Annotated in this window: 14 protein-coding genes; 6 read left to right on the top strand and 8 right to left on the bottom strand. The window is 67.6% G+C overall.

Annotated elements, in window-relative coordinates; genetic code table 11:
* Positions 1-4 precede the first annotated feature (4 nt).
* From AC2T4A_RS18660 to AC2T4A_RS18645, 4 genes are all read right to left on the bottom strand, one after another.
* The gene (locus AC2T4A_RS18660) at positions 5-12790 is read right to left on the bottom strand and encodes a non-ribosomal peptide synthase/polyketide synthase (protein WP_486741489.1); all 12786 of its coding nucleotides are present in this window, start codon (positions 12788-12790) and stop codon (positions 5-7) included.
* 198 nt (positions 12791-12988) lie between these two features.
* Positions 12989-13975, bottom strand: coding sequence for a TauD/TfdA family dioxygenase (locus tag AC2T4A_RS18655; protein WP_486741488.1), 987 nt, complete (start codon positions 13973-13975; stop codon positions 12989-12991).
* Between the two features lie 21 nt (positions 13976-13996).
* A complete protein-coding gene (locus tag AC2T4A_RS18650) occupies positions 13997-14719 on the bottom strand; it encodes a thioesterase II family protein (RefSeq protein ID WP_486741487.1) in 723 nt (240 codons plus the stop codon).
* Positions 14720-14722: 3 nt separating this feature from the next.
* Entirely contained in the window at positions 14723-14932 is a 210-nt protein-coding gene (locus AC2T4A_RS18645; protein ID WP_416749637.1) for an MbtH family protein, read from the bottom strand.
* A gap of 347 nt (positions 14933-15279) precedes the next feature.
* Between AC2T4A_RS18645 and AC2T4A_RS18640 the strand changes: the two genes are divergently transcribed.
* Complete coding sequence (locus AC2T4A_RS18640) at positions 15280-15816, top strand: RNA polymerase factor sigma-70 (RefSeq protein WP_416749635.1); 537 nt, start codon at positions 15280-15282, stop codon at positions 15814-15816.
* A gap of 3 nt (positions 15817-15819) precedes the next feature.
* On the opposite strand, the gene AC2T4A_RS18635 is transcribed toward AC2T4A_RS18640, so the two are convergent.
* Positions 15820-16617 (bottom strand): AraC family transcriptional regulator, encoded by a 798-nt coding sequence (locus tag AC2T4A_RS18635; RefSeq protein ID WP_416749633.1) that lies wholly within the window; start codon positions 16615-16617, stop codon positions 15820-15822.
* A gap of 278 nt (positions 16618-16895) precedes the next feature.
* Here AC2T4A_RS18635 and AC2T4A_RS18630 point away from each other — a divergent pair, with 278 nt between their 5' ends.
* Positions 16896-17789, top strand: a complete 894-nt coding sequence (locus AC2T4A_RS18630; RefSeq protein WP_486741486.1) for a DMT family transporter — start codon at positions 16896-16898, stop codon at positions 17787-17789.
* 244 nt (positions 17790-18033) lie between these two features.
* Here AC2T4A_RS18630 and AC2T4A_RS18625 read toward each other — a convergent pair whose 3' ends face one another.
* Positions 18034-19083: an NAD(P)H-dependent flavin oxidoreductase gene (locus AC2T4A_RS18625; RefSeq protein WP_486741485.1), complete on the bottom strand. Its 1050-nt coding sequence runs from the start codon at positions 19081-19083 to the stop codon at positions 18034-18036.
* A 99-nt stretch (positions 19084-19182) separates the two neighbouring features.
* Between AC2T4A_RS18625 and AC2T4A_RS18620 the strand changes: the two genes are divergently transcribed.
* Both AC2T4A_RS18620 and AC2T4A_RS18615 read left to right on the top strand, forming a co-directional pair.
* The gene (locus tag AC2T4A_RS18620; protein WP_486741484.1) at positions 19183-20055 is read left to right on the top strand and encodes a LysR family transcriptional regulator; all 873 of its coding nucleotides are present in this window, start codon (positions 19183-19185) and stop codon (positions 20053-20055) included.
* Entirely contained in the window at positions 20052-21218 is a 1167-nt protein-coding gene (locus tag AC2T4A_RS18615; protein ID WP_486741483.1) for a YbfB/YjiJ family MFS transporter, read from the top strand. The genes AC2T4A_RS18620 and AC2T4A_RS18615 overlap by 4 nt, the downstream gene beginning before the upstream one ends.
* A gap of 76 nt (positions 21219-21294) precedes the next feature.
* Here AC2T4A_RS18615 and AC2T4A_RS18610 read toward each other — a convergent pair whose 3' ends face one another.
* A complete protein-coding gene (locus AC2T4A_RS18610; RefSeq protein WP_045214595.1) occupies positions 21295-21735 on the bottom strand; it encodes a carboxymuconolactone decarboxylase family protein in 441 nt (146 codons plus the stop codon).
* Between the two features lie 146 nt (positions 21736-21881).
* Between AC2T4A_RS18610 and pdxR the strand changes: the two genes are divergently transcribed.
* Positions 21882-23315, top strand: a complete 1434-nt coding sequence (gene pdxR / locus AC2T4A_RS18605; protein WP_486741482.1) for a MocR-like pyridoxine biosynthesis transcription factor PdxR — start codon at positions 21882-21884, stop codon at positions 23313-23315.
* A gap of 1208 nt (positions 23316-24523) precedes the next feature.
* A complete protein-coding gene (locus AC2T4A_RS18600; protein ID WP_416749619.1) occupies positions 24524-24814 on the top strand; it encodes a putative quinol monooxygenase in 291 nt (96 codons plus the stop codon).
* Position 24815: 1 nt separating this feature from the next.
* Here AC2T4A_RS18600 and AC2T4A_RS18595 read toward each other — a convergent pair whose 3' ends face one another.
* Entirely contained in the window at positions 24816-25604 is a 789-nt protein-coding gene (locus AC2T4A_RS18595; RefSeq protein WP_486741480.1) for an SDR family NAD(P)-dependent oxidoreductase, read from the bottom strand.
* Between the last annotated feature and the right edge of the window lie 31 nt (positions 25605-25635).

The raw sequence follows: 25635 nt of genomic DNA, 5'->3' as shown, positions 1-25635 counted from the left end.
CTCATCAGAGATTCTCCAGCTCGCCGAGCAGTTCATCCATCAGGTCCAGTTCCTCTTCCGCGCTGGCGGAGCTTGCCCGCTGGGCTTCGATCCAGGCGGCCAGCGCCTCGATGTTGCTCAGCTCGAACAGGCGATGCAGCGGCAGCTCAAGGCCCAGGCGCTGACGCAGGGTCAGGCCGACCTGGGTGAGCAGCAGTGAATGGCCGCCCAGTTCGAAGAAGTCGTCGTGCAGGCTGACACGATCCACCTGCAACACGTGCTGCCAGATACCGGCCAGCTCGACTTCCAGGTCGCTGCGCGGCGCCACGTATTCGCGCAGGCGCTCGCCCAGTTGCGGGTCCGGCAGGGCCTTGCGGTCCAGCTTGCCGTTGGGTGACAGCGGCATGGCGTCGAGGGCGATGATCCGCGACGGCACCATGTAGTCCGGCAGCTCGCCTTGCAGCGCCTGGCGCAGGGCTTCGGGCTCGGCGCTGGCGACAACGTAGGCCAGCAGCACGCCGTCCTTCGCCACCACCACCGCTTCGCTGACCTCCGGCTGCGCTTGCAGGCGGGCCTCGATCTCGCCCAGCTCGATGCGCAGGCCGCGAATCTTCACCTGGTGGTCGAGGCGCCCCAGGTATTCGATGGCGCCGTCTTCACGCTGGCGAGCCAGGTCGCCGGTGCGATAGAGGCGTTCGCCGCTCCCAAAGGGATCAGCGACGAAGCGCTCGGCGGTCAGGCCGGGGCGCGCGTGGTAACCGCGCGCCAGGCCCGCGCCACCGATGTACAGCTCACCGGCCACACCCTGCGGCACCGGCTCCAGGCGCTCGTCCAGCAGTACCAGACGCAGGTTGTCGATGGGCCGGCCGATGGGCACGACGTGCCGCGCGTTGTCCTCGTCGCAGGCCCAGAAGCTGACGTCGATCGCCGCCTCCGTCGGGCCGTAGAGGTTGTGCAGCTTCGCGCTGCTGCGCTGGCGGAACTGCTGCTGCAGCTCATAAGGCAGCGCCTCGCCGGAACACATCACCTGCAACAGCGACGGGCAGCGCTCCAGTTCGCCGGAAGCGACGAAGGCCTGCAACATCGAGGGTACGAAGTGCAGCGTAGTGACCTGCCCCGCCTCGATCACCTGGCGCAACGCTGCCGGATCGCGGTGCGCGCCGGGCGCAGCCACCACCAGCGCCGCACCGGTCATGAGCGGCCAGAAGAACTCCCACACCGACACGTCGAAGCTGAACGGGGTCTTCTGCAACACGCGGTCGGAGGCATCCAGCGCGTAGGCTTTCTGCATCCAGTGCAAGCGGTTGACCAGTGCGCGATGGCTGTTGCCGGCGCCCTTGGGTTTGCCCGTAGAGCCGGATGTGTAGATGAGGTACGCAAGATTCTGCGGGCTGCCGGCGATGGCCGGGTTCTGCTCGGAGGCCGTGGCGATCTCGCTCCACTGGCTGTCCAGGCAGATCAATCGGGCCTCGCTCGCCGGCAAGCGATCCAGCAGGTGTTGCTGAGTCAGCAGCAGACCCACGCCGCTGTCGCTGAGCATGTGTTGCAGGCGGTCCTGCGGGTAGTCCGGGTCCATCGGCACGTAGGCGCCGCCGGCCTTGACGATGCCCAGCAGGGCCACCACCAGTTCCAGCGAACGCTCGGCGGCCACGCCGACCAGTACATCCGGGCCGACGCCCTGGCTACGCAGCCAATGCGCGAGCTGGTTGGCGCGGGCGTTGAGCTGGGCGTAGCTCAGGCGCTGGTCAGCGAATTGCAGGGCCAGCGCATCCGGGGTCGCGGCAACCTGGCGCTCGATCAGCTCCTGCAGCTGCACATCGGCCGGGAACCTCGCCTCGGTGTCGTTGAAGCGTTGCAGCAGCGAGTGGCGCTCGGCGTCGGCCAGTTGGCTGACCCGGCCCAGCGGGCGTTCGGCGTCTTCCACCAGGGTCAGCAGCAGGTGCTCGAAGTGGCCACGCAGTTGCTCGACCTGGCTCGCGCTCAGGCGGTCGGCGCGGTAGGTGTAGCGCACGTCCAGCTGCTCGCCGGCGCTGGCCACCAGGGCCAGGGCGTAGTTGGTGCCGTCCACCGGGCGATGGCCGAGGATCCGCAGATCATCATTGCCCGAAGACGCCAGCGCTGCGTCCATGGGGAAGTTCTCGAACACGATGAGACTGTCGAACAGCGCCTGCCCACCGCGGCCGGCCCAGCGCTGGATGTCGTACAGCGGCGTGTGCTCGAACTCGCGCACGTCGAGGTTGAAGGCCTGCAGCTGGCGCAGCCAGTCGCCGACGCACTGGGCGTCATCCGGGCTTTGCAGGATCGGCAGTGTGTTGATGAACAGGCCGAGGCTCTCCTCCGCGCCCGGCAAGGTGGCCGGTCGCCCGGCCACGGTGGCGCCGAAGGTGACGCTGCGCTGGCCGCAGTAACGTTGCAGCAGCAGCGCCCAGGCGCCCTGCACCAGGGTGTTGAGGGTGATGCGCTGGGCCTGGGCAAAGCGTTGCAGCGGCGCGCAGTCGAGGCGGCTGTGCAGTTCGCGCAGCGGCTCGTCACGGAACCCGGCGTTGCAGGCGGTGGCCAGCAGGGTCGGCTCATCGAACTCTTTCAGGCGTTCGCGCCAGAAGGTCTCACCGGCGGCGCCGTCCTGGGCGTGCAGCCAGGCGATGTAATCGCCGTACTGCGCGGCGGGCACCGGCAGGGTTTCACCACGGTAGAGAGCGAGCACTTCGCCGATCAGCCGCGCACTGCTCCAGCCGTCCAGCAGCAGGTGGTGGCAGGTCCAGATCAGGTGGTAGCGACGCTCGCCCAGCCTCACCAGCGCCAGGCGCTGCAGCGGTGGCTTGGCCAAGTCAAAGGCGAGGTTGCGCTGGGCATCAGCGACGCTTTCCAACTGCTGCGCGCTGACCGGCTGATCGCGCCAGTCGAAGGACTGTAGCGGCAGTTGCACGTCGTGCAGGACGAACTGCAGCGGCGCCGCATCCGCATTGGCGAGGAAGCCGGTGCGCAGGTTGGCATGGCGCGCAATGACCGCGCGCCAGGCGTCGAGGAAGCGGGCTTCATCGAGGCCATCGAGATCGACGCGCAGCTGGTTGACGTAGAGCGAGGAACCCGGCACGTCGAGGGCGTGGAACAGCATGCCCTGCTGCATCGGCGACAGCGGATAGAGATCGTCCACGCCGGCCGGCAGCGGCAGTGCATCGAGCTGTTGCTGGTCGAGCCCGAGCAGCGGCAGTTCGCTGGCTTGCAGCGGGCGTGGCGTATTCAGGCAATAAGCGACCAGCGCCTGCAATTCGGCGCGCAGCAGCGCTTGCAGCTCGTCGATGTCGGCAGCGTCGAACATGAAGCGGCTGTAGGTGACTTCCAGGCTCAGCTCACCGCCGAGCACACGGCCGGCGTAGACCAGCGCATTGCCTAGCGCGGCATTCAGCGGTTGGCTACGGCCTACACCTTCGAAGGCCGGCAGGAAGTCGGCGTCGGCAAACGCCTGGTCGAGCTGGCCGAGGTAGTTGAAGGTCACCTGCGGCGCCGGCAGGTCACGCAGGCTGGCCGCGTGCTGGCTGAGATAGCGCAGTTGGCCGTAACCCATGCCGGCGCGCGGCAGGTTGCGCAGGTGTTCGCGGGCGGCGCGCAGGTCCGCGCCCGGCTCGCCGCCGGCATGCAGGCGGACAGGGTAAAGCGCGGTGAACCAGCCCACGGAACGGCTCAGGTCCAGCGCCGCTTCGCCATCGACGGCATCCCGGCCGTGACCTTCCATCTCCACCAGCGCGGAGGTTTCGCCAGTCCAGGCACACAGGGCGCGGGCCAGCGCGGTCAGCAGCAGGTCGTTGATCTGCACGCGCTGCGCCTTCAGTGCCGGGCCGAGCAGTTGGCGGGTGGTATCAGCGTCGAGGCTGAAGCGCGCATTGGCGGCTTCTTTCCAGGTGCCCGGAACATCGGTGCGGGCACGCTTGAGCGACGGCGCACCGCGCAGTTCGCCTTGCCAGTAAGCCAGCTCGGCAGCGACTTCGGCGCTGTTGGCGGCCGCCTGCTGGCGCGCGCTCCAGGCCTGGTAGCTGTCGCTGCGCGGCAGCGCGGCCGGAGTGCGGCCGGCGCGCAGTTCGCGGTAGGCGTACTGAAGGTCCTCCAGCAGGATGCGCCAGGACACGCCATCCACCGCCAGGTGGTGGATGACCAGCAGCAGGCGTTCGCCGCCGCTTTCCAGCGTGACGTGCATGGCGCGCAGCAGCGGGCCGTTGGCGATATCCAGGCTGGCCTGGGCATCGTCGCACAGACGTTCCAGGGTGCGGGCGTCGGCGGCACGGCGGCGCCACAGGAGGGTCATGTCCAGCGGCCCCTGTTCCGCGTAGCGCTGGCGGCTGCCGTCGAAGCGCAGTCGTAGTGCGTCGTGCTGGCCGACCAGCCAGTGCAGGCCACGGGCCAGGGCATCGCCATCCAGCGCTTCACGCGGTTGCAACAGCAGCGCCTGGTTCCAGTGGTGACGCTGGGCGCTCGGTACACGCTCGAAGAAGCGCGCCTGCACCGGCGACAAGACGACTTCGCCAGTGATGGCGGTAACCGGCGCCGGAGCAGCAGCGGCAGACGGCGCGCGACTTTCCAGCCACTGCGCGAGCTGGCGGACGCTCTGGCGCTCGAACAGCTGTTTCGGACTGAGCTTGTAACCCAGCTTACGGATACGCGCGATGATCTGCAGGCTGAGGATGGAGTCGCCGCCCAGTTCGAAGAAGTTGTCCTCGGCACCGACGCGCTCGACCTTCAGCACCGCCTGCCAGATGTCGGCGATGCGCTGCTCCAGTTCGCTCAGCGGCGCGCTGTCCACTGCCTTGGCGACCGACTCGGCACGCGGCAGGGCCTTGCGGTCCACCTTGCCGTTGGCGTTCAGCGGCAGGCGTTCCAGCAGGATCAGCTGGGCCGGCAGCAGGTATTCCGGGACCTCACCGGCCAAGGCTTCGCGCAGCGCTTCCACGCTCTGGCCCTCGGCAACGGCCCAGGCGAAAAGCTTCATCGGGCCATCGCCCTCACGCTCGGCCAGGGCCACGGCATCGCGCACGCCCGGCAGGCGCTTGAGTGCTTGCGCCAGTTCGCCCGGCTCGACGCGATAGCCGCGAATCTTCACCTGATCATCCACGCGGCCGAGGAATTCCACAGCGCCGTGACGGTTCAGGCGTACTCGGTCGCCACTGCGGTACAGGCGCTCGCCTTCGCCGTCTGCAAGATCAGCTGCGAAGCGCTCCGCCGTCATTTCCGGCTGGCCGAGATAGCCCAGTGCCAGGCCGGCACCACCGATGTACAACTCGCCCGCTACGCCCGGCAGCAGGTCACGACCCTTCTCGTCGAGCACGCGGATGGCGGTGTTGGCCAACGGCGTACCGATGGGCAGGCTGGCCGCCGGCAGATCCTCCACCAGCGACCATTCGTGGGTCAGCACGCCAACGGTGGATTCGCTGGGGCCGTAGTGGTTGACGATGCGCAGCTTGGGCGCGAGTTCGCGGATGGGTTGCAGCAGCGCGCGGTCACAGGCTTCACCGCCCAGCACCAGCAGGCGGCGTGGCAGCACAGCGGCGGCATTGGGCGCGGCGGCCAGCAGGCCAGCGAGGTGGCTGGGGACGATCTTCAGCACATCCACTTCGCGCATGAACTGCGAGAAGCGCTCGGCGTCGGCCACCGCCTGGGCATCGGCCAGGTGCAGACGCCCCCCGCCGCACAGCGCGCCGAACAGCGTGGTATGGCCGAGGTCGGCAGCCACCGAGGAAACCATCGCCATGCCCAGGCCCTGGGCGCGGCCCTGGTCCAGCTGCAGTCGCTCGAGCACGGCCTGCACATAGTTGGCCAGCGCCGCGTGGCTGACGCGCACGCCCTTGGGCTGGCCAGTGGAGCCGGAGGTGAAGATGACGTAGGCGGCCTGCTGCGGATCGATGCTCCGAGCAGGCGCGGCGGCACTGCCCTGCTCCGGGCCACCCACAGGTATCAGCGAGGCTGCTTCACCGAAGGTTTCCAGCAGGGCAGGTTCGGTCACCAGTACGCGGCCGATACCGTTGTCCTGGATCAGCTGACGCAGGCGTTCGGCAGGCTGCGCCGGGTCCAGCGGCACGTAAGTGGCGCCGGCCTTGAGCACACCCAGCAGCAGGAGCACCCACTGCGCGCTGCGTTGCTGGCAAATGGCGATGCACTCAACCGGCTCCACACCGCTGTCGATCAGCGCGTTGGCCAGGCGATTGCTGCGCGCATCCAGCTCGGCATAGCTGTAGCGCACGCCCTCATCCTGTACCGCAATGGCATCCGGTTGCGCGGCAACTTGCGCGGCGAACAGTCCGAGCACGTCCTGCTGCGGCCACTGCCGGGCTTCGCCACGGCGACGCGAGGCCACCGGGCGCGGCAGCTCGCCCAGCGCACGCTGCGGCTCGGCGCACAGCTGGCGCAGCAGTGCTTCGAACTGGCCGGCGATGGCAGCGACGCTGTCCTCGTCGAACAGGTCGCGGGCATAGACGAAGCTGCCGCGCAGTTCATCGCCCGGCTGGCCGCTGGCGTCCAGCGCCTCGGCCATGTCCAGGGCCAGGTCGAAGCGTGCGCCGTACTGTTCCTCGCTGAACAGTTCCAGCTTCAGCGCGCCGGCGTCGGGCAGGCGGCTGACGTCGAAGCCGAAGTTGAATTTCACCTGCACCAGCGGGTTGTAGGCCAGGCTGCGTTCGGGTTGCAGCGCTTCCACCAGCTGTTCGAACGGCAGGTCCTGGTTCACTTGCGCGCCCAGCGCCAGAGGCTTGAGGCGGGCCAGCAACGCGGCGAAGGATTCGTCGTCGGCAAGCTGGCACGGCATGACCTGGGTGTTGACGAAGAAACCGATCAGCCCTTCGGTTTCCAGCTGCTGACGGTTGGCGATGGGCACCGCGATGTGCAGGTCGCGCTGGCCGCTGTAGCGCTGCATCAGCACCGCGTAGGCGCCAAGCAGCAGCATGAACAGGGTGACGTCCTGTTCGCGAGCCAGTTGTTTCAGGCGCGCACCGAGACCGGCATCCAGGCTGAAGCCGAGGCTGCCACCGCGGTAGCTCTGCACGGCCGGGCGCGGCCGGTCGGCAGCCAGTTCCAGGACAGGGGTGTCCTGGCCGAGTTGCTCAGTCCACCAGTTGAGCTGACGCTGGCCCTCCTCGCCCGCCAGCAGCTCGCGCTGCCACTGGGCGTAGTCGGCGTACTGCACCGGCAGCACCGGCAGTTGCAGGTCCTCGCCAGCGGCGAAGGCGCCGTAGAGACGGCTGAATTCGTCCACCAGCACGCGGATCGACCAGCCATCGGAGACGATGTGGTGCATCGTCAGCAGCAGCACGTGGTCGGCATCGGCCAGCCTGATGAGGGTCAGGCGCAGCAACGGGCCGTTGCGCAGGTCGAACGGGCGCTGTGCTTCTTCCTCCGCCAGACGGCGGGCGGCGCTTTCGGGGTCTTTTTCAGCGGACAGATCGACCCTCGCGAGATCCAGGGGTTGCGCCGGCTGGATACGCTGGAAGGCCTGGCCGTCCACTTCATCGAAGGTGGTGCGCAGGGTTTCATGGCGCGCCACCAGGGCATCGAAGGCACGGCGCAGCGCGGACTCATCCAGCTCGCCGCGCAGGCGCAGGGCGCCCGGCACGTTGTAGGCGACGCTGGCCGGCTCCATCTGCCAGAAGAACCACAGGCGGCTCTGGGCGGCGGACAGCGGCAGGTCGCCGTCGCGCGGCAAGGCTTGCAGTACCGGGCGCGCACTGGGGGCAAGCACCTTCAGGCGTCCCGCGAACTCGCCCAGGCGGCTGGCCTCGAACAGATCGCGCAACGGGACTTCGCAGCCCAGGTCACGGCGCAGGCGGGAGATGACCTGCGTGGCCAGCAGCGAATGGCCGCCCAGCTCGAAGAAGTCGTCCTCGCGGCCTACGGCCGGCAAGCCGAGCACTTCGGCCCAGACAGCAGCCACGCGGCTTTCCAGGCCGTCTCGCGGGGCCTCGGTGGTGCTGGCTGCGTCCTGGGGCTCCGGCAATGCCTTGCGGTCGATCTTGCCGTTGGCATTGAGCGGCATCTGGTCGAGCACGAGGAGGCGCGACGGCACCATGTAGTCCGGCAGTTGTGCGCGCAGCGCAGCTTTCAAGGCGTCTTCGGCAAGCGCTTCGCCGACGACATAGCCCAGCAGGCGCTTGCCACGCTCGCTGTCACGGGCGATCACTGCCGCTTCGCGCACGCCGGGCAGCGCACGCAGGCGGGACTCGATCTCGCCCGGCTCGATGCGGAAGCCGCGGATCTTCACCTGCTGGTCGACGCGGCCGAGGTAGTCCAGCGCGCCGTCTTCACGCCAGCGCACGCGGTCACCGCTGCGGTACAGGCGAAGGCCGTCGGCATACGGGTCGGCGACGAAGCGTTCGGCGGTCATGCCGGCGCGCTGGTGGTAGCCGCGAGCCAGGCCATGCCCGCCGATGTACAGCTCCCCAGCCACGCCGCGCGGCAGCGGTTGCAGGCGGTCGTCGAGGATGTACAGGCTGCGTTCGCCGACCACCTCGCCGATGGGCGCGTAAGCGGCGCCGCACGTGGTACGCGCGTCGGCCTTCCAGAGCATCGGGGTGACCACGGTTTCAGTCGGGCCGTAGCCGTTGATCAGGTGCTGTGGCTTCAGCGCCTGGTGCGCCAACTGGTAGGCCGCTTCGGGCACCGCGTCGCCACCGAAGCAGTAGATGCGCATGCTCGGCGCGTGGCCGTGGATCATGGCCTGCTCGGCCAACTGTTGCAGGTAGGCCGGCGGGAAGGCCGCGACGGTCACTTCATGGCGGCGCAGTTGCTCGAGCGTCTGCTCGGCAGTCCATAGCGCGTCGTTGCGGATCAGCAGGCTGCCACCATGGGACAGCGCGGTAAGCCAGCGCTCGTGGGCACCGTCGAAGGCGAAGGACATGAAGATCAGTTCGCGATCTTCGCTGGTCATCGCGTAGCGCTGGCCGATGGCGCGGCAGTGCGCGGCGATCTCGCCGTGGGCCACGGCAACGCCCTTGGGCTGGCCAGTGGAGCCGGAGGTGTAGATCAGGTAGGCAAGATTCCGCGCCTGGATGCGCACCAGCGGGCGCACAGCCAGGGCGTTGGCGAGGTCGGCCTCTTCCAGCACCAGGCGCTCGACGCCCTCGGGCAGTGGCAGGCGCTCGGCCAGTGCAGCATTGGTCAGCAGCAGGTCGACGCCGGCGTCCTGCATCAGCCAGGCCAGGCGCTCCGCGGGGTAGTCGACGTCCAGCGGCAGGTAGGCGCCGCCGGCCTTCATGATGGCCAGCAGGGCCAGCGGGATGTCCACGCCGCGCGGCAGCGCCACGGCAACCCGGCGTTCCGGGCCGATACCGCGCTGGATCAGGCGCTGCGCCAGGCGGTTGGAGCGATCCTCCAGTTCGGCGAAGTTCACTTCGCGCTGCTCGTCGATCAGCGCGACCTTGGCCGGATGACGGCGGGCCTGGGCGGCGATGGTCTCGCTCAGCGCCTCGAACACCGGCGCATCACCGGCGACGGCGATGCTCCAGTCGCTGGCGGGCAACCAGTCGCGGGCGTCCAGTACGGCGTCAGCATTCATCTGCGGCAAGGCGTGCAGCAGGTCGAGGAAGTGCCCGACCAGGCGCTGCATGCCCGCGGCGGCATAACGCTCGCGGGCATAGCAGACGCTCAGACGCAGGGTCTGCTCTCCTTCGCGGACGCGCAGCACCAGGTCGAACGGGGTTTCCAGGTCGAGCTGCTCCAGGGCCTCCACGCTGACGCCCGGCAGGCCGTTGCCGGCGCGCGGCTGCCACTGGTGGTCGAAGGCCACCTGGCACAGCGGATGGCGGCCGTGGCCACGTTCGGGCTGCAGGGCTTCCACCAGTTGTTCGAACGGCAGACCCTGGTGCGCCTGGGCTTGCAGCAGGTCGTCGCGCAGTTGGCGGAGAACGCCGCGCAGGCTGGCGCCTTCGGGCAGCTCGCTGCGCAGCACCAGCAGGTTGACGAAGAAGCCGACCAGTCGCTCGCTGTCGAGCTGTTCGCGACCGGCCTGGGTCAGGCCGATGCGCAGATCGTGCTGGCCGCTGTAGCGTTGCAACAGCAGGTTGTAGGCGCTGAGCAGGAGCATCGGCAGGGTCGCGCCATGGGCCTGGGCCAAGGTACGCAATTTGCCGGTCAGGTCCGCATCGACTTCCTGTTCGATCAGTGCGGCGCTCTGGCCTTTTTCACCGGTCGTGAACGGCAATTCCAGCGGTGCATGGGCGCTACCCAGGCGCTCGCTCCACCAGTCCAGCAGACGGGCACCCTCGCCCGCCTCCAGCCTGACCTGCTGGGCGGCTGCGAGATCGAGGTACTGGCGCGACAGCGCCGGCAGCACCGGCTCGCGCTGCTCGACAATGGCGCGGTAGCACTCGGCAAATTCGTCCAGCAGCAGGTTCAGCGACCAGCCGTCGGCGATGATGTGATGCACGCAGAGCAGCAGCGCCTGGCGGCCACCGCCGAGGTTCTGCAGGCGCAGGCGCAACAGCGGGCCGGCGGCCAGGTCGAACGGCTGCGCAGCAAAGGCATCGGCGTCCTCGCGGGCAGCGATGTCACGGCGGGCGTTGCCCAGCGAGCTGAAATCGCTTTCGGTCAGCTCCACTTGCGTGGCGTCGGACAGGCTCAGCGAGACTTCACCATCCGCCTGTTCGATGAAGCGGCTACGCAGGGTTTCATGGCGGCCCAGCAGCATCGCGAAGGCTTGCTCCACCGCGGGGCGGCGCAGCTCGCCGCGCAGGTTCATGCGTCCGGCGATGTGGTAGACGGCGCTTTCCGGTTCCAGCTTCCAGAGGAACCAGAGGCGACGCTGGGCCGGCGACAGCGGCAGCAATCCGTCACGCGGGACCTGTGCCACGGCCTCGACCTGGGTGGTCGGCAAGGCGGCCAGCGCAGCGACGAAGGCACCCAGTTCCGGCGCTTCGAACAGCCGGCGCAACTCCACGGCGCGGCCGAGACGCTCGCGCAGGCGTGCCATCAGTTGAGTGGCCTTGATGGAGTTGCCACCCAGGGCGAAGAAGTTGTCGTCACGGCGGATCGCCGGCAGCTCCAGCACTTCGCTCCACAGCGCGGCGATGGCTTGCTCTTCAACGGACAACGGCGCGACCGGCTTGGCGCTGGCGCCATCGCTGATCGGCTCGCCGGCACGCTGGATCGCATAGGCTTGCAGGCTGCCGTCCCGCAACTGGGCGCGGCACGCCGAGCGCTGCAGCTTGCCGCTGGAGGTCTTGGGCAGTGCGCCGGGCTCCAGCAGCGCCACCACCAGCGGCGCCTCCTGGAAGGTTTCCGCCACGGCGGCGGAGATGGCCTTGGCCAGCGCCTCGGCGGAGATCAGCTTGCGCACGCTGCGCCCGACCTCGGCGGCGATACCGATGCCGTCGCGGCCCTGGTGTTCGATGGCGAAGGCGGAAACCCGGCCCTTGCGCACCAGGTCCACCTCCTCCTCCACGCAGCGTTCCAGGTCCTGAGGGTAGAGGTTCTGGCCACGGACGATGAGCATGTCCTTCAGGCGACCGGTGACGAACAGCTCGCCGTTGTGCAGGAAGCCCAGGTCGCCGGTACGCAGCCAGGTGCGGCCATCCTTCTCGACGAAGGTGCGCGCGCTGGCTTGCGGGTTGCGCCAGTAACCGAGGGCGACGCTGGGGCCGCTGCTCCAGATTTCGCCGACGCGGTCCGGGCCGAGGGTCTCGCCGCTCAGCGGGTCGACCAGTTGCACGTCGTGGTCCGGCTGGGTGCGGCCGCAGTTGATCAGCGAGGTACCGCGCCCCGGGCGGGCGATGTTTTCACCCAGGGCGTTGAGGTCGACTTCCAACTGCGCAATGCCTTCCCCACGCACGCCACCGGTGACGAACAGGGTCGCTTCGGCAAGGCCGTAGCAGGCATAGAAGGAAGAGGCGTCGAATTGTGCCGGGGCGAACCAGGCGGCGAAGCGCTCCAGGGTGTCCGGGCGGATCGGCTCGGAGCCGGAGAAGGCCACGCGCCATTTGCTCAGGTCGAGGCCTTCCAGGGCGGATTCGTTGACCCGCTCGCAGCACAGGCGATAGGCGAAGTCCGGGCCGCCGCTGACGGTGCCGCCGAAGCGCGCGATGGCTTCCAGCCAGCGGCGCGGGCGTTCGAGAAAGTAGCGCGGCGACATCAGCACACACTCGATACCGCTGTAGATCGGCTGCAGCAGGCCACCGATCAGGCCCATGTCGTGGAACAGCGGCAGCCAGCTGACGATCACGTCGTCGTCACCGATGCCGAAGCCGTGACGGATCAGGCGCTCGTTGGCGACCAGGTTGCCATGGCTGACCTGCACGCCCTTGGGCGTCGAGGTGGAGCCGGAGGTGTACTGCAGGAAGGCGATGTCGTCATCGGCCAACTCGGGCATCTGCCACTCCACGGCCAGCGCCGGGTTGGCCTGGTCCACCGCCAGCAGCAGCGGGCTGTCGCCGTTCTCGCGCTCGCACGCCGGGCGCAGCGCTTCGATCAGCGTGGAGTCGGTGAGCACCAGGCTGGGCTCAGCGTCGTCGAGGATCGAGCGCAGGCGCGCCAGGTGCTGCGGGCGCACCGACTCCGGCGGATAGGCCGGCACGGCGATGATCCCTGAGTAAAGGCAGGCGAAGAACGCCGTGACGTATTCAGGACCGCTGGGCAACAGCAGCACGGCGCGGTCGCCTTGCCGGCCGTGGCGCAGCATCCAGGCGGCCATGGCGCGAGCGCGTTCGTCCAGTTCGCGGAAGCTGATGGGCTGTTCGACGTTCTCGGCGATGAATCGCAGGGCGGTCTTGCGCGGCATTTCGCAGGCGCGTTGCAGCAGGGCCTCGACCAGGTTTCCTGCGGCTTCGTAACGGTCGTTCATGACATCACCTGTTCTGGCGGCGGGCGCGTGGGGCCCGCCGGAGGAAATTCGTGGGGCTTACCGGGCCATGGCCGTGGCAGGCGCTGACCCGGTACTCCGAATTGTTCCCTCTCCCTTCATGGGGGGGGACGCCTAGTCAGAGGGCTAGGGAGATGGTGCTACCGGTCACTCTGGCGCTGGGCGCTACCCGTGCGGCGTTCAGCCTTGTGCGTCTGCGCCATGCCCTTGCGCCATCGCCACCACCACCTTGCGCGGCCCGCTGAACGGCGAGCGCGCATGGGCGGCGAGCATGTTGTCGAGCATCAGGACGTCGCCGCTGTACCAGGGGAAGCTCACCTTGGCCTCCTCCAGCACGCCGCGCACTTCGTCGAGTACCGAGGGTTCGATGGGGCTGCCGTCGCCGTAGTAGACGTTGCGCGGCAGGTCTTCCTCGTCGACGATTTCCAGCAGACTCTCACGCACTTCCGGCGGCAGGTTGGAGACGTGGAACAGGTGCGCCTGGTTGAACCACACCCAGTCGTGGGTGACCGGGTGCCGGGCCACCGCCTGGCAGACCTGGCGGGTGCGCAGCTCGCCGTCTTCCTTCCACTCCCAGCCGATCTGGTGGGCCTTGCAGTAGGCCTCCACCACGGCCGGATCGTCGCTGTTGAAGACCTGCTCCCAGGCTACGTCCAGGCCGTTGCCGAAGTTGCGGGTGTACATCAGCCCTCGCTCGCTGAAGCGCCGGCGAATGCCTTCATCCACCTTGCGGTAGATCTCGCGGCTGTCAGCGATGGGCGTCTCGCCGCCGCTCTGCGCGGCCTGCACGCAGTAGAACCAGATTTTCATCGGCCACTCGCGGGTGTAGGCCTGCTCGTTGTGCAGCGGGATGTGCTGGTGCGGCGGGTATTCGGTGGAGGTGTACACGCCGCTGGTGACGTTGCTGCGCGGGGTGGAGCCGAACTCGTAGTTGAGCAGCGGATGGCCGAAGCCGGCGGCAAACTCGCGGAAGCGCTCCGCCGCACCGACCTGGAAGCCACGGAAGAGAATGCCGGCGCAGACCGGCAGGCGCTCATCCACCAGCGGGCGCAACTCGGCCAGGGCGTCGAGCAGGTCGACTTCTTCGCCGCGGGCCTGAACCAGCAGCGGCAGGCCGCCGCGCGCTTCGGCCAGGGGAGCAATGTCAAACAGAGTGGAGGTGGGCATCTGGGTCTCCGCTTGGATCGATCAGGCCAGCGCTGCGCTGGTCGAATGGCCAGGCTGGCGCAGGCGGCCGAGCAGCAGCTCGAGCAGGCGCGCCTCGCTTGCGTTGAGGAAGAAATGGCCACCGTCGAGCATCTCCAGGGAGAAGCCCGCGCTGGTCTCGTCCTGCCACGCGGACAGGGAATCCACCGAGAGCCGGTCGGCCTTGCCGCCGAACACGTGGATCGGGCAGGCCAGCGGTGCACGGGGGCGATAGTCGTAGAGGCCGCAGAGGAGGAAGTCGGCGCGCATCACCGGCAGGGTCAGGCGCAGCATTTCCTCGTCGGCAAACACTGCTTCGGGCGTGCCACCGAGACGGCGCATACGCTCGATCAGCTGGGCGTCGCTCTGCTCCTGCGCCAGCTCGCGATGGCTGTCGCGCCGCGCCGGCGCGGAGGCCGCCGAGGCGAACAGTGCCTGCGGCATCGGCAGGCCACGCTCGCGCAGGGCGTGGGCCAGCTCGAAGGCCAGCAGACCGCCGAGACTGTGACCGAAGAGGGCGTAAGGCTGGTCCAGACGCGCGGCGATTTCATCCGCCAGTTGGCCGGCCAGGGCGCGCAGGTCGGTCTGCAGGTTTTCGGCGAAGCGCCGGCCACGGCCGGGCAGCTCCACCGGGCAGACTTCGATCCAGCCCGGCAATTGGCGTTTCCAGCGGGCATAGACCATCGCGCTGGCGCCGGAGTACGGCAGGCAGAACAGACGCAGCATGGGTTACTGCCCCTCGGCCATCTTCTGCCGCAGGCTCAGCGGGCGCATGTCGGTCCAGTTGGCTTCGACGAAGGCCAGGCAATCGGCCTTGCTCCCCTGCTTGCCGGCTTCGCGCCAGCCGGCCGGGACTTCCTTGTAGTCCGGCCACAGCGAGTACTGCTCTTCACCGTTGACCAGCACCTTGTAAACCGCATCTTCGCGATCGAACGCCATCGCCCTTCTCCTTCAGCTGTATGGGATGCCGGCCACCGGCCATTACCGATGTTTTCCAGCTCTGCCATGAAGACGAGAGAGGCAATGAAATAGTTAGTGTTCTCGGATGCGATTAATTCTCATAAGATATGCGCCGGCGAAATTTCCTGGCTTGCCCTTCACCCATGTGCCGAGAGATCTGACGAATGGATGCGAATGAAAAATCTTCACACTTGTGTGGGAACCCTGTCGCAGAGCGATAGTCGGAGTCTCTCGAATAAATTGATAATAATTATCATTTGATCTAGATTGACCGCCTCAACCCATGTGGACGTCCCCGCCTCCGCCGCCGCATAGGAAACCCTTGCATGTCCAAGCCAATGCCCGCCGAGTCGCGCCCTGCTCTGCACGAGCTGTTCGCTACGCACCGGCAGACCTTCATCAATGCGGCAGCACGCATCCTCGGCTGCCGCAGCCATGCCGAAGACGTGGTCCATGATGCGTACATCAAGCTCAATGCGAGCGACCTCACTCCCGGCATCCAGTCGCAGAGCGGCTACCTGATGCGCGTGGTGCGCAACCTGGCCATCGACCTCTATCGTCGCCAGGCGCTGGAGAAGCGCTACTCGGGTAGCGAGGAAGAAGGCATGCACATCGCGACGCCATCCGCCTCACCGGAGATCGAGCACGAAGACCGGCAGACCCTGGAGGCCATTTCCAGCGCCCTGCAGAGCCTGCCCGAGCGCACGCGCTACGCCTTCGAGATGTATCGCCTGCACGGCCGCACACAGAAAGAAATCGCCGAGGAACTGGGCGTCTCCCCGACCCTGGTGAACTTCATGGTGCGCGACGCGCTGATCCACTGCCGCAAGACGCTCAAGGGTCTGGAAGACGGCAAGCGCTGAGCCTCAGCCTTCCGCCAGGGCGCGGAAGGTCGAGCGATACTGCTCCGGCGTGGTGCCCGACAACCGCCGGAACATTGCGATGAACGCCGAAGGGCTGCTGTAGCCCAGATTGAAGGCGATCTGCTGTACCCCTTCCCCGGATGCCAGTGCCTCGATAGCGGCGAGAAACCGCAGGCGCTGGCGCCATTCGCCGAACGACATCCCCAACTCGCGCTGACAGGCCCTTGCCAGGGTGCGCTCGGTGCTGTGCACGCGCTCGGCCCATTGCGCGAGAGTACGGTTGTCGCCGGGCTCGGCCTGCAGCGCAGCCAGCACTTCGCCCAGCGAGCCGCCATTGGCGTATGGCAGGTAATCGTCGTGGGGTTGCGCCGCTTGTAACTGGTCCATCACCACTTCGGCCAGGCGCTGATCCGCCGCGCTCTGCGGAATGTTCACCTGCCGCGCGGCGAAATCGGAAAGGATGGCCTTGAGGATATCGCTGATCGCCAGGGTGCACGGATTCTCGGGCAGTTTGCCGGCCAGTTCGACAGACACATACAGCGAGCGATAGACGATGGCCTGGCGGTTGTAGCAGCTGTGCTCACGCCCCGGCGGCACCCACACGGCGTATTGCGGCGGCGAGAGGAAACGCTGGCCGTCCACCTCCAGCTCCATCACCCCGTGCGACGCATAGTTGAGCTGGCCCCAGGCGTGGCGATGGCTGGGCGAATGGGTGCCGGCGTCGAATTCGTCATAGCGGAAGTACAGATCGGCGGGCAGCTGGTCGATGTCGGGCAGCGGAAGGGGGAGTACGCGGGTCATGTCCGAATGTCGGGGTGGATTGTCTGGATTTCATTATACGTCTGGATTCGGACGAGGCGAGAATGGGCGCCATCCATGGAGCCCTCTCCCCAGCCCTGGCTACGCGCCCCGCTCCAAAGGGAGAGGGAGCCGTTTGGCAGTCAGCGCAATAGCGGAGTCAGCCGGCTAACACTGGACTTTCCGGCAGCTCCAGACAGTCCCCTCCCTCTTCAGGGAGAGGGTTAGGGAGAGGGAAACAGCCCCACTCCGAAGCCAAACCCGAGCCCCGCAAGAATCCCATGAACTACCTGTTTCCCCTGCTGGCCGTGGTCATCTGGTCCGGCAATACCGTCGTCAACAAGCTCGCCGTGGGGCAGATCGCCCCCGCGGAAATCGGCTTCTACCGCTGGCTGCTGGCCGGCGCGCTGCTGACACCCTTCCTGCTGCGCGCCACCCTCGCCCACTGGCCGGCGATCCGCGCCAACCTGGGCAAGATCGTCACCCTCGGCCTGCTCGGCATGGCCGTCTACCAGTGCCTGGCGTACTACGCCGCCGCACTGACCTCGGCGACCAACATGGGCATCATCCTGTCGCTGATGCCGTTGATGTCCCTCGCCCTGGCGTCGATCCTGCTGCGCCACAAGCTGAGCGTCGCCGCGCTGCTCGGTGCGCTGGTATCCCTGGGCGGCGTGCTGCTGGTGATCACCCAGGGTAACCCGCGGCAGCTGATCAGCCACGGCGTGAACCTGGGCGACGGCATGATGATCGTCGCCACCCTCGCCTACGGCGTGTACGGGGTACTGCTGAAGAAGTGGAACCTGCCCTTGCCGCCACTGCTGATGCTGTATCTACAGGTGCTGGTGGCGATCGTCGCACTGGCGCCGCTTTACCTGGCCTCGCCGCACCACGGACTGAATGCCGCCAATTTGCCCTTGGTGCTCTACGCCGGGCTGCTGGCCTCCATCGTCGGTGCGCTGGCGTGGATGCAGGGCGTGCAGCGCATGGGGCCGAGCCGGATGGCACTGTTCTTCAACCTGCTGCCGGTGCTGACCGCCGCCATCGCCGCCGTGGTACTGGACGAGAAACTGACCAGCTACCATCTGGTTGGCGGTGCGCTGACCCTTGGGGGCGTGCTGCTGGCGGAACTTTGGCGGCCGCGGGCAAAACCCGCCGCGGCCGTCAGCGCCCGTTGATCGGGCACGCCATCCGCCCCGGCGCCGGACAGGCTCTTGTAGGAGCGAGCTTGCTCGCGAAGCGCTTGACGTCTGTGCCGCCGGGAAATCCGTTCGCGAGCAAGCTCGCTCCTACACGTTCGTGCCGGCGCGGAACTCGGCCATCGGTCTCGCAGAGCGCATAACGCGCCAGCGTTATCCGCCGTGAGTAGACCGGCAGATAACCCGTACCAGGTAATCTGCCCTACGCCGCATTCGTAGCGGTCTAGGCGCCTTGGAACTCGGCCATCAGAGTCGAGACCAACTCCGCCGCCGGCATCTCCCGCGACAGTGGCGCGCCCTGCCCGGCCCATTGCACGGCGAAGTCGCTGTTGCCCTTGGCGGTCGCCGCGGCCGTCAGCGCCTTGGCCGCATCGTAGGTGATCGGGTAATCGGGCAGCGCCGGCGCATCGGCACTGCCGACGTCAGTGAACAGCCGATTCACCATTCCACGCGCGGCGCGACCGGAAATCGCCGCCGTCACTTCGGTGCGCTCCCCACGCTCGCCCCGCAGTGCCGCCTTGAATGCAGCGTTGGCCGAGGACTCGTCGGCGCAGATGAATGCCGTACCCATCTGCACCGCCTGAGCGCCCAGCGCGAATACCGCGCGCATGCCCTGCCCGTCCATGATGCCGCCTGCCGCGATCACTGGCAGGCCAGTGCCCTTCACCAGCGTGCGGACCAGCGCGAAGGTGCCGATACGCGCGTCCTTCTCCGGCTCGAACACGCCACGATGCCCGCCGGCTTCATACCCCTGCGCGACGATGGCGTCGATCCCCGCCGCCTCGATGGCGCGGCCTTCCTCCAGGCAAGTGGCCGTGGCCAACAGGCGGATACCAGCAGCTTTCAGGCGATCGATCCACTCTTGCTGCGGCAGGCCGAAGTGGAAGCTGACCACGGCCGGGCGGGCCTCGATGAGGAACTCCAGCATGTCGGGGTCGGCCAGGAAGCTGCGGTAGATCTCGGTGATCTGCGCTGGCGGCTGCGCATCGAACTCGGCGAACAGCGGGCGCAGGTGTTCCAGCCAGGCGGCCTCACGCGCCGCGTCGGCCACGGCCGGGCGGTGGCAGAACAGGTTGAGGTTGAGCGGCTTATCGGTCAGCGCGCGGGTCTGCTCCAGCAGGGCGCGAGCCTGCGTCGCATTGCTCGCACCCAGGCCGATGGAACCCAGGCCACCGGCATTGGACACCGCTGCGGCCAGCGCCGGGGTGGACACGCCCACCATGGGCGCCTGGATGATGGGGTGCTGGATGCCGAGCAGTTCGGTGATGCGCATGACGGGGTCCTCGTCGTCGGGGCCGGCGAAATCGCCGCTTGACTAACGATCTCATAACGAGAATATTCGTCGCAACATATTCTCCATTGAAGATTAATCATGGATCTCTCCAGCCTGGAAATCTTCCGTTGCGTGGCCGAGGAACAGAGCGTCACCCGTGCCGCCGCCCGCCTGCAACGCGTGCAATCGAACGTGACCACTCGCATCCGCCAGCTTGAAGAAGACCTCGGCGCAGCGCTGTTCCTGCGTGACGGCAAGCGCATGACGCTGACCGACCAGGGCCGTGAATTCCTCCGCTATGCCGAGCAACTGCTGGCCCTGGCCAGCGAGGCGCGGCAATCGCTGCACCCGCAAAGCGCCACTGGCAGCCTGCGCCTGGGCAGCATGGAAGCCGCCGCGGCCAGCCGCCTGCCGGAAATCCTGGCACGCTTCCACCGCACCTACCCCGAGGTGGAATTGCGCATCAGCACCGGCCACAGCCAGAAACTGATCAATGAGGTGCTTAACCGACAGTTGGACTGCGCCCTGATTTCCCACCCGGACATCCTCCACGCCGAGCCTGGTTTCGAGACGCTGCTGGAGCGAGGACTGTGCGCCGAACCGGTGTTTCGCGAGGAGCTGCTGCTGGTGTTGCCTGGCGACCACCCGCCGATCACCCGGCCCCAGGACGTGCAGCTGCGCACCCTGGTGGGCTTTGCCCGCGGCTGCACCTATCGCCAATTGCTGGAGCGCTGGCTGGACGGCGCCTCGCTCGCCGTGCAGGAAGTCGGCTCGTACCACGGCATCCTCGCCTGCGTGAACGCCGGCTCATGCTTTGGCGTGCTGCCGCGTTCGGTGCTGGAGCTGCATCGCGACATGCCGGCCCTGCAGGTGGTGCCGCTGATGGAAGTGGATACCCTGCTGATCTGGCGCGAGGGCTACGCCACCGGCGCCTTCCAGCGTTGGCGGGAAACCCTGGAGGCACGCCCATGAGCCGCACACGCCGCCTGCCCGCCGCGTTGTCAGCGGCGCTGATCCTCGCCGTCGGCATGGGCTTCGGCCGGTTTGCCTTCACCGGGCTCTACCCGCTGATGGTGCGCGACGGCGTGCTCAGCGTCACCGGCGGCTCCCTGGCGGCCTCGGCCAACTACGCCGGGTACCTGCTCGGCGCGTTGTTGCTGGCGCGCAGCCACGAACGACATGCCGCGCGAATTTGCGTGATTGCCCTGATCGGCACTTTGGCCAGCCTCGCCGCCATGGCCATTCCGGCACCGGCCTGGTTCGCCATCGGCGTGCGCCTGCTGGCCGGCGTGCTCAGCGCCATGACCCTGGTCAGCGCCGCGCAATGGCTGTTGCAAAGCATGGGCGAAAGCCACAGCGCGCCGATGATGTTCGCCGGTGTGGGGATCGGCATCCTGGTCTCGGCCGAGCTGATCGCCGCCGGCAATGCCTTCGGCCTGGGCAGCGCTGCGATCTGGTGCGTGCTGGCGTTGGCCGGGCTTGTGCTGTCGCTGCTGGCGGCGCCTGCGCTGGGCCGCGAAGGGCCGACCGCGCCACACGAGGCAGCGATCGCCACGGGGCCGGCGCCGGAGCTGTCCGCACCGATCATCCTGCTGGTCTACGGGCTGGCCGGCTTCGGCTACATCATCACTGCCACCTACCTGCCGTTGCTGATGAAGAGCGGCCTGGGTGCCATCGACCCGTTGCAGGTCTGGGCCGCGTTCGGCCTGGGTGCTGCGCCGTCGTGCTTTCTCTGGCACCGCTTGCACCAGAAGCTGGGCGGCCGGCGCGCATTGGCGCTGAACCTGCTGGTACAGGCCATCGGTGTGATGTTGCCGGCGCTGGGCGACTCGGCCTTCCTTTATCTGGGCAGTGCGGTGCTGGTGGGCGGCAGCTTCATGGGCACCGTAACCATCGCCATGCCGGCAGCCCGCGCCGTGGCCGCGCAAGTTCGCTTCAACGTGCTGGCGGCGATGACGGCGCTGTATGGCGTTGGGCAAATCGTCGGGCCGCTGGCAGCCAGCGCGCTGCGCGGGCTGACCGGCAGCTTCATCCCCGCACTGGGAGCCGCAGCCAGTGCGTTGCTGATCGGTGCTCTCTGCTGTCTCCCCCTGCGCCGGACTACCCTTTGTAGGAGCGAGCTTGCTCGCGAATAGCCTCAACACTGTGGCTGCCTGGAACTCCTTTCGCGAGCAAGCTCGCTCCTACATAAAGCAGCCGACGTCGGCCAATTCAGGCCGGCGGCTGCTGGCGGAAGGACACACCCAGGCGGTTCCACACGTTGATGGCGCCGATGGCCACGGTCAGGTCCACCAGTTCACGCTCGCTGAACTGCTCGCGGGCTAGCTGGAAGACCTCCAGCGGCACCTTGGATTCGGACAGCAGCGTCACCGACTCACACCAGGCCAGCGCCGCACGCTCGCGCTCGGTGAAGAACGGCGACTCGCGCCACACACTCACCGCGAACAAGCGTCGCTCGGTCTCACCATTGCGGCGCGCCTCCATGGCATGCATGTCGGCGCAGAAGGCGCAGTTGTTCACCTGCGACACGCGCAGGCGCACCAGTTCCAGCAAGGGCTTCTCTACCGACAGTTCGAAGATGGCGGCTTCCAGCGCCAGCACCGCCTTCAGTGCTTCCGGCGAGGCGGTGTAGTAATCCAGACGCGGCTCCATGACGGTACTCCAGAGGTTGACCCGGTCATTGTGCGCCGCGTCGCGCCAGAGGCAGGTGGCCAATCCGGCGAATTTCGGCCGCACAACTTCACCGCGCCACCCGCCGGCGCTACGCTTGCGCAACCGCCCTGCCCCGGAGTTCGCCCTTGGAGCTGCACCTGATCATCCACGGCCAGAAGGATCTCGCCGGGCAACTCTACCGCCAGCTGCGCGAAGCCATCGACTCCGGCCGCCTCGCCGCCGGCACCCGCCTGCCGCCCAGCCGGTTGCTGGCCGAGCAGCTGGGCATCTCGCGCAAGACCATCTCCGACACCTACGCCCAGCTGACCTACGAAGGCGTGCTGGTCGGCAAGATCGGCAGCGGGACCTTCGTCAACGCGCACCTGCCGCGTCACGAACGACGCAACGACAGCATGCGTTTCGCCAGCCAGGACAACATCGACCGCTGGGCCAACCTCGACACCCGCCTGCGCCATCCCGGCGCCGCCGGCACGGCGAAGGCCGACTTCATCGGCGGCGCCACTACGCAACTGCAGTTCCCCCAGGAGGAATGGCGACGCTGCGTGAACCACGCGCTACGCCAGATGGCCGGCCTGCGCGGGCACTACAGCGCCCCCGAAGGCATCGCCCCGTTGCGCGACGGCATCGCCCAGCACATCTCCTACGCCCGCGGCGTGAACTGCCAGCTGGACGACGTGATGGTCTGCAACGGCGCGCAGCAGGCGCTGGACCTGCTCGCCCGCGTCATGCTCCGCCCCGGCGACAAGGTGGCCATGGAGGACCCCGGCTACACCCCCGCACGGCTGATCTTCCAGACTCTCGGCGCCGAAGTGGCCAGCGTGCCGGTGGATGCCGAGGGCATCTGTGTCGAGCAGATTCCCGACGGAACCCGGATGATCTACACCACACCCTCGCACCAGTTCCCGCTGGGCATGCCGATGAGCCCGGCGCGTCGCGAGGCGCTGCTGGGCCGCGCGCTGGAACTGGGTGCACTGGTGATCGAAGACGACTACGACAGCGAGTTCCGCTACGAAGGCCGGCCCACCGATGCACTGCAAAGCCTCGACCGTCGCGGCGTGGTGGCGTACATCGGCACCTTCTCCAAGGTGCTGCTGCCGGAGCTGCGCCTGGGCTATCTGATCCCGCCGCCCAGCCTGTTCCCGGCGCTGGTGCGGGCGCGACAGATATCCGACTGGCACAGCTCGACCCTGGCCCAGTGGGCACTGGCCAGGTTCATCAGCGAGGGCTACCTGCTCAAGCACATCCGCCGCTGCCACGGCATCTATGCCGGGCGACGCGAGCGCATCCTGGTGCGTCTCGCGGGCGACCTGTCGCCGTGGCTGGAGACGGTGCCCTCGGTGGCCGGCTTCCATCTCACAGCGCTCTTGCGCGAGCCGATCAACGTAGCCCTGCTCACCGAGCTGGCGCGCAAGGTGGAGGTCGGCATCTATGGCCTGGCGCCCTTCCATCACCAGGTGCCGGTTCGCGACGGCCTGCTGCTGGGCTTCGGCGCCATCGACACACTGGACATCGACCCCGCCCTGGACAAGGTGCGCGACCTGTTGCAGCAGTTGGCCTGAGCCAGAACCCAATTCCCAGGGTGCGTAGGAGCGGACTCTGTCCGCGATGTGTCACCGGCAGGCCCGGAGCTGCCGGAAATCGATCGCGGACGGAGTCCGCTCCTACGCCCCCCCTCACATGCTAGGCCTTTGTAGGAGCGAGCTTGCTCGCGAACCACATGGCACGCAGCTTGTTCGCGAGCAAGCTCGCTCCTACAGGTCCGTCATGCGGGGCGCGCCCTTCCATCGCCAGGTGCCGGAGCGGACTCTGTCCGTGATATGCCACCGGCAGGCCCGGAGCTGCCGGAAATCGATCGCGGACGGAGTCCGCTCCTACGCCCAGCCCCTCACATGCTGGGCCTTTGTAGGAGCGAGCTTGCTCGCGAACCGCATGGCACACAGCTTGTTCGCGAGCAAGCTCGCTCCTACAGGTCCCACGGGGCGCGCCCTTCCATCGCCAGGTGCCGGAGCGGACTCTGTCCGTGATATGCCACCGGCAGGCCCGGAGCTGCCGGAAATCGATCGCGGACGGAGTCCGCTCCTACGCCCAGCCCCTCACATGCTAGGCCTTTGTAGGAGCGAGCTTGCTCGCGAACCGCATGGCACGCAGCTTGTTCGCGAGCAAGCTCGCTCCTACAGGTCCCACGGGGCGCGCCCTTCCATCACCAGGTGCCGGAGCGGCCTCTGTCCGTGATGTGCCACCGGCAGGCCCGGAGCTGCCGGAAATCGATCGCGGACGGAGTCCGCTCCTACGCCCAGCCCCCTCACATGCTGGGCCTTTGTAGGAGCGAGCTTGCTCGCGAACCACATGGCACGGAGCTTGTTCGCGAGCAAGCTCGCTCCTACAGGTCCCACGGGGCGCGCCCTTCCGTCGGCAGGTGCCGGAGCAGTCTCTGTCCGTGATGTGCCACCGGCAGGCTCGAAGCTGCCGGCAATCGATCGCGGACGGAGTCCGCTCTTACGCCCAGCCCCTCACATGCGGGCTTTTGTAGGAGCGAGCTTGCTCGCGAACCGCACGGCACGCAGCTTGTTCGCGAGCAAGCTCGCTCCTACAGGTCCGTCACGCGGGGCGTAATGGCCCAATGGTTTTCCCGGGAATTGGCGGTTCAGGCGCGGGAACTGCGCCGTTACCCTGTCAGCATCGGTTTGAAAACCGGTTCCGGCCTTTATCGGATCGCAACCTCAGTGCCCAATGGCCGCTCATCCGCCAGCAAAAAAGGAGCCTCGCCATGTCCCCGTCCGCCATTGCCATCGTCCGTGTCCAGGCATTCCCCGGCCAGGCCGCCGCGCTGGGCGATCACCTCAACGAGCTGCTCGTACAGGTCCGCCTGCAACCCGGCTGCCAGTCCGGGGAACTGCGGGCGCTGGACGCCGATCGCTGGCAGGTGAGTACCTGCTGGAGCAGTCAGGCCGAACTGGACGCGCACCTGTCCGGCCCGAAAGCACAGCAGTGGCTGGGCCAACTCGGCAGCGGTGAGCTGGCGCTGGGGCTGGAGTTCGAGAGCCGCAGCGCCGAGTGACTCAGAAAGGCGAGCGCACCACGCCGCCGTCCACCCGAAGGGCCGCACCATTGGTGGCCGAGGACGCCTCGGAGCAGACGTAAACCACCAGGTTGGCCACCTCCTCCGGACGCGCGAAGCGCTGCAACAGCGAACTGGGGCGCGCGCTGCGGAAGAACTCCGCCTCGAACTCCGCGAATGGCTGACCGCCGGAGAGTTTTTCGACGAATTCGTTGACGCCCTCGGAAGCGGTCGGCCCCGGCAGCACCGCGTTCACCGTCACGCCGGTGCCGGCGCAGGTTTCCGCCAGCCCGCGGGAGAGGCTGAGCTGGGCGGTCTTGGTGACGCCGTAGTGAATCATCTCCACCGGAATCACCATCCCACTCTCGCTGCTGATGAACACTACCCGCCCCCAGTTCTTCTGTTTCATCCCCGGCAGGTAGGCGCGCGACAAGCGCACGCCGGAGAGCAGGTTCACATCGAGGAAGCGCACCCAATCCTCGTCTGGAATCTCCTCGAAGGGCTTGGGATCGAAGATGCCCAGATTGTTCACCAGCACGTCCACCGCCGGGTAGCGCTGCACCAGCGCGGCGACCTGTTGCGAGTCCGACAGGTCACCAGCGAAACCTTCCACCTGGGCGCCGGCCTGCTGCGCGCGGATTCGCTGCAATGCCTCGTCCACGGAAGCCTGGCTGCGTCCGTTGACAATGACCCTCGCTCCTTCACGGGCCAGGCCCTGGGCGATGGCGAAACCGATACCCTTGGTCGAACCGCTGACGAGGGCGAGCTTGTCGGTGAGGTGCAGGTTCATGGATGTCTCCGGCGATGGCGAAGTAATCGGC

Source organism: Pseudomonas sp. PVC-3-1, assembly GCF_057444315.1.
Note: the sequence above shows the minus strand (reverse complement) of the source record. Positions and strands in the feature narration are given on the sequence as shown.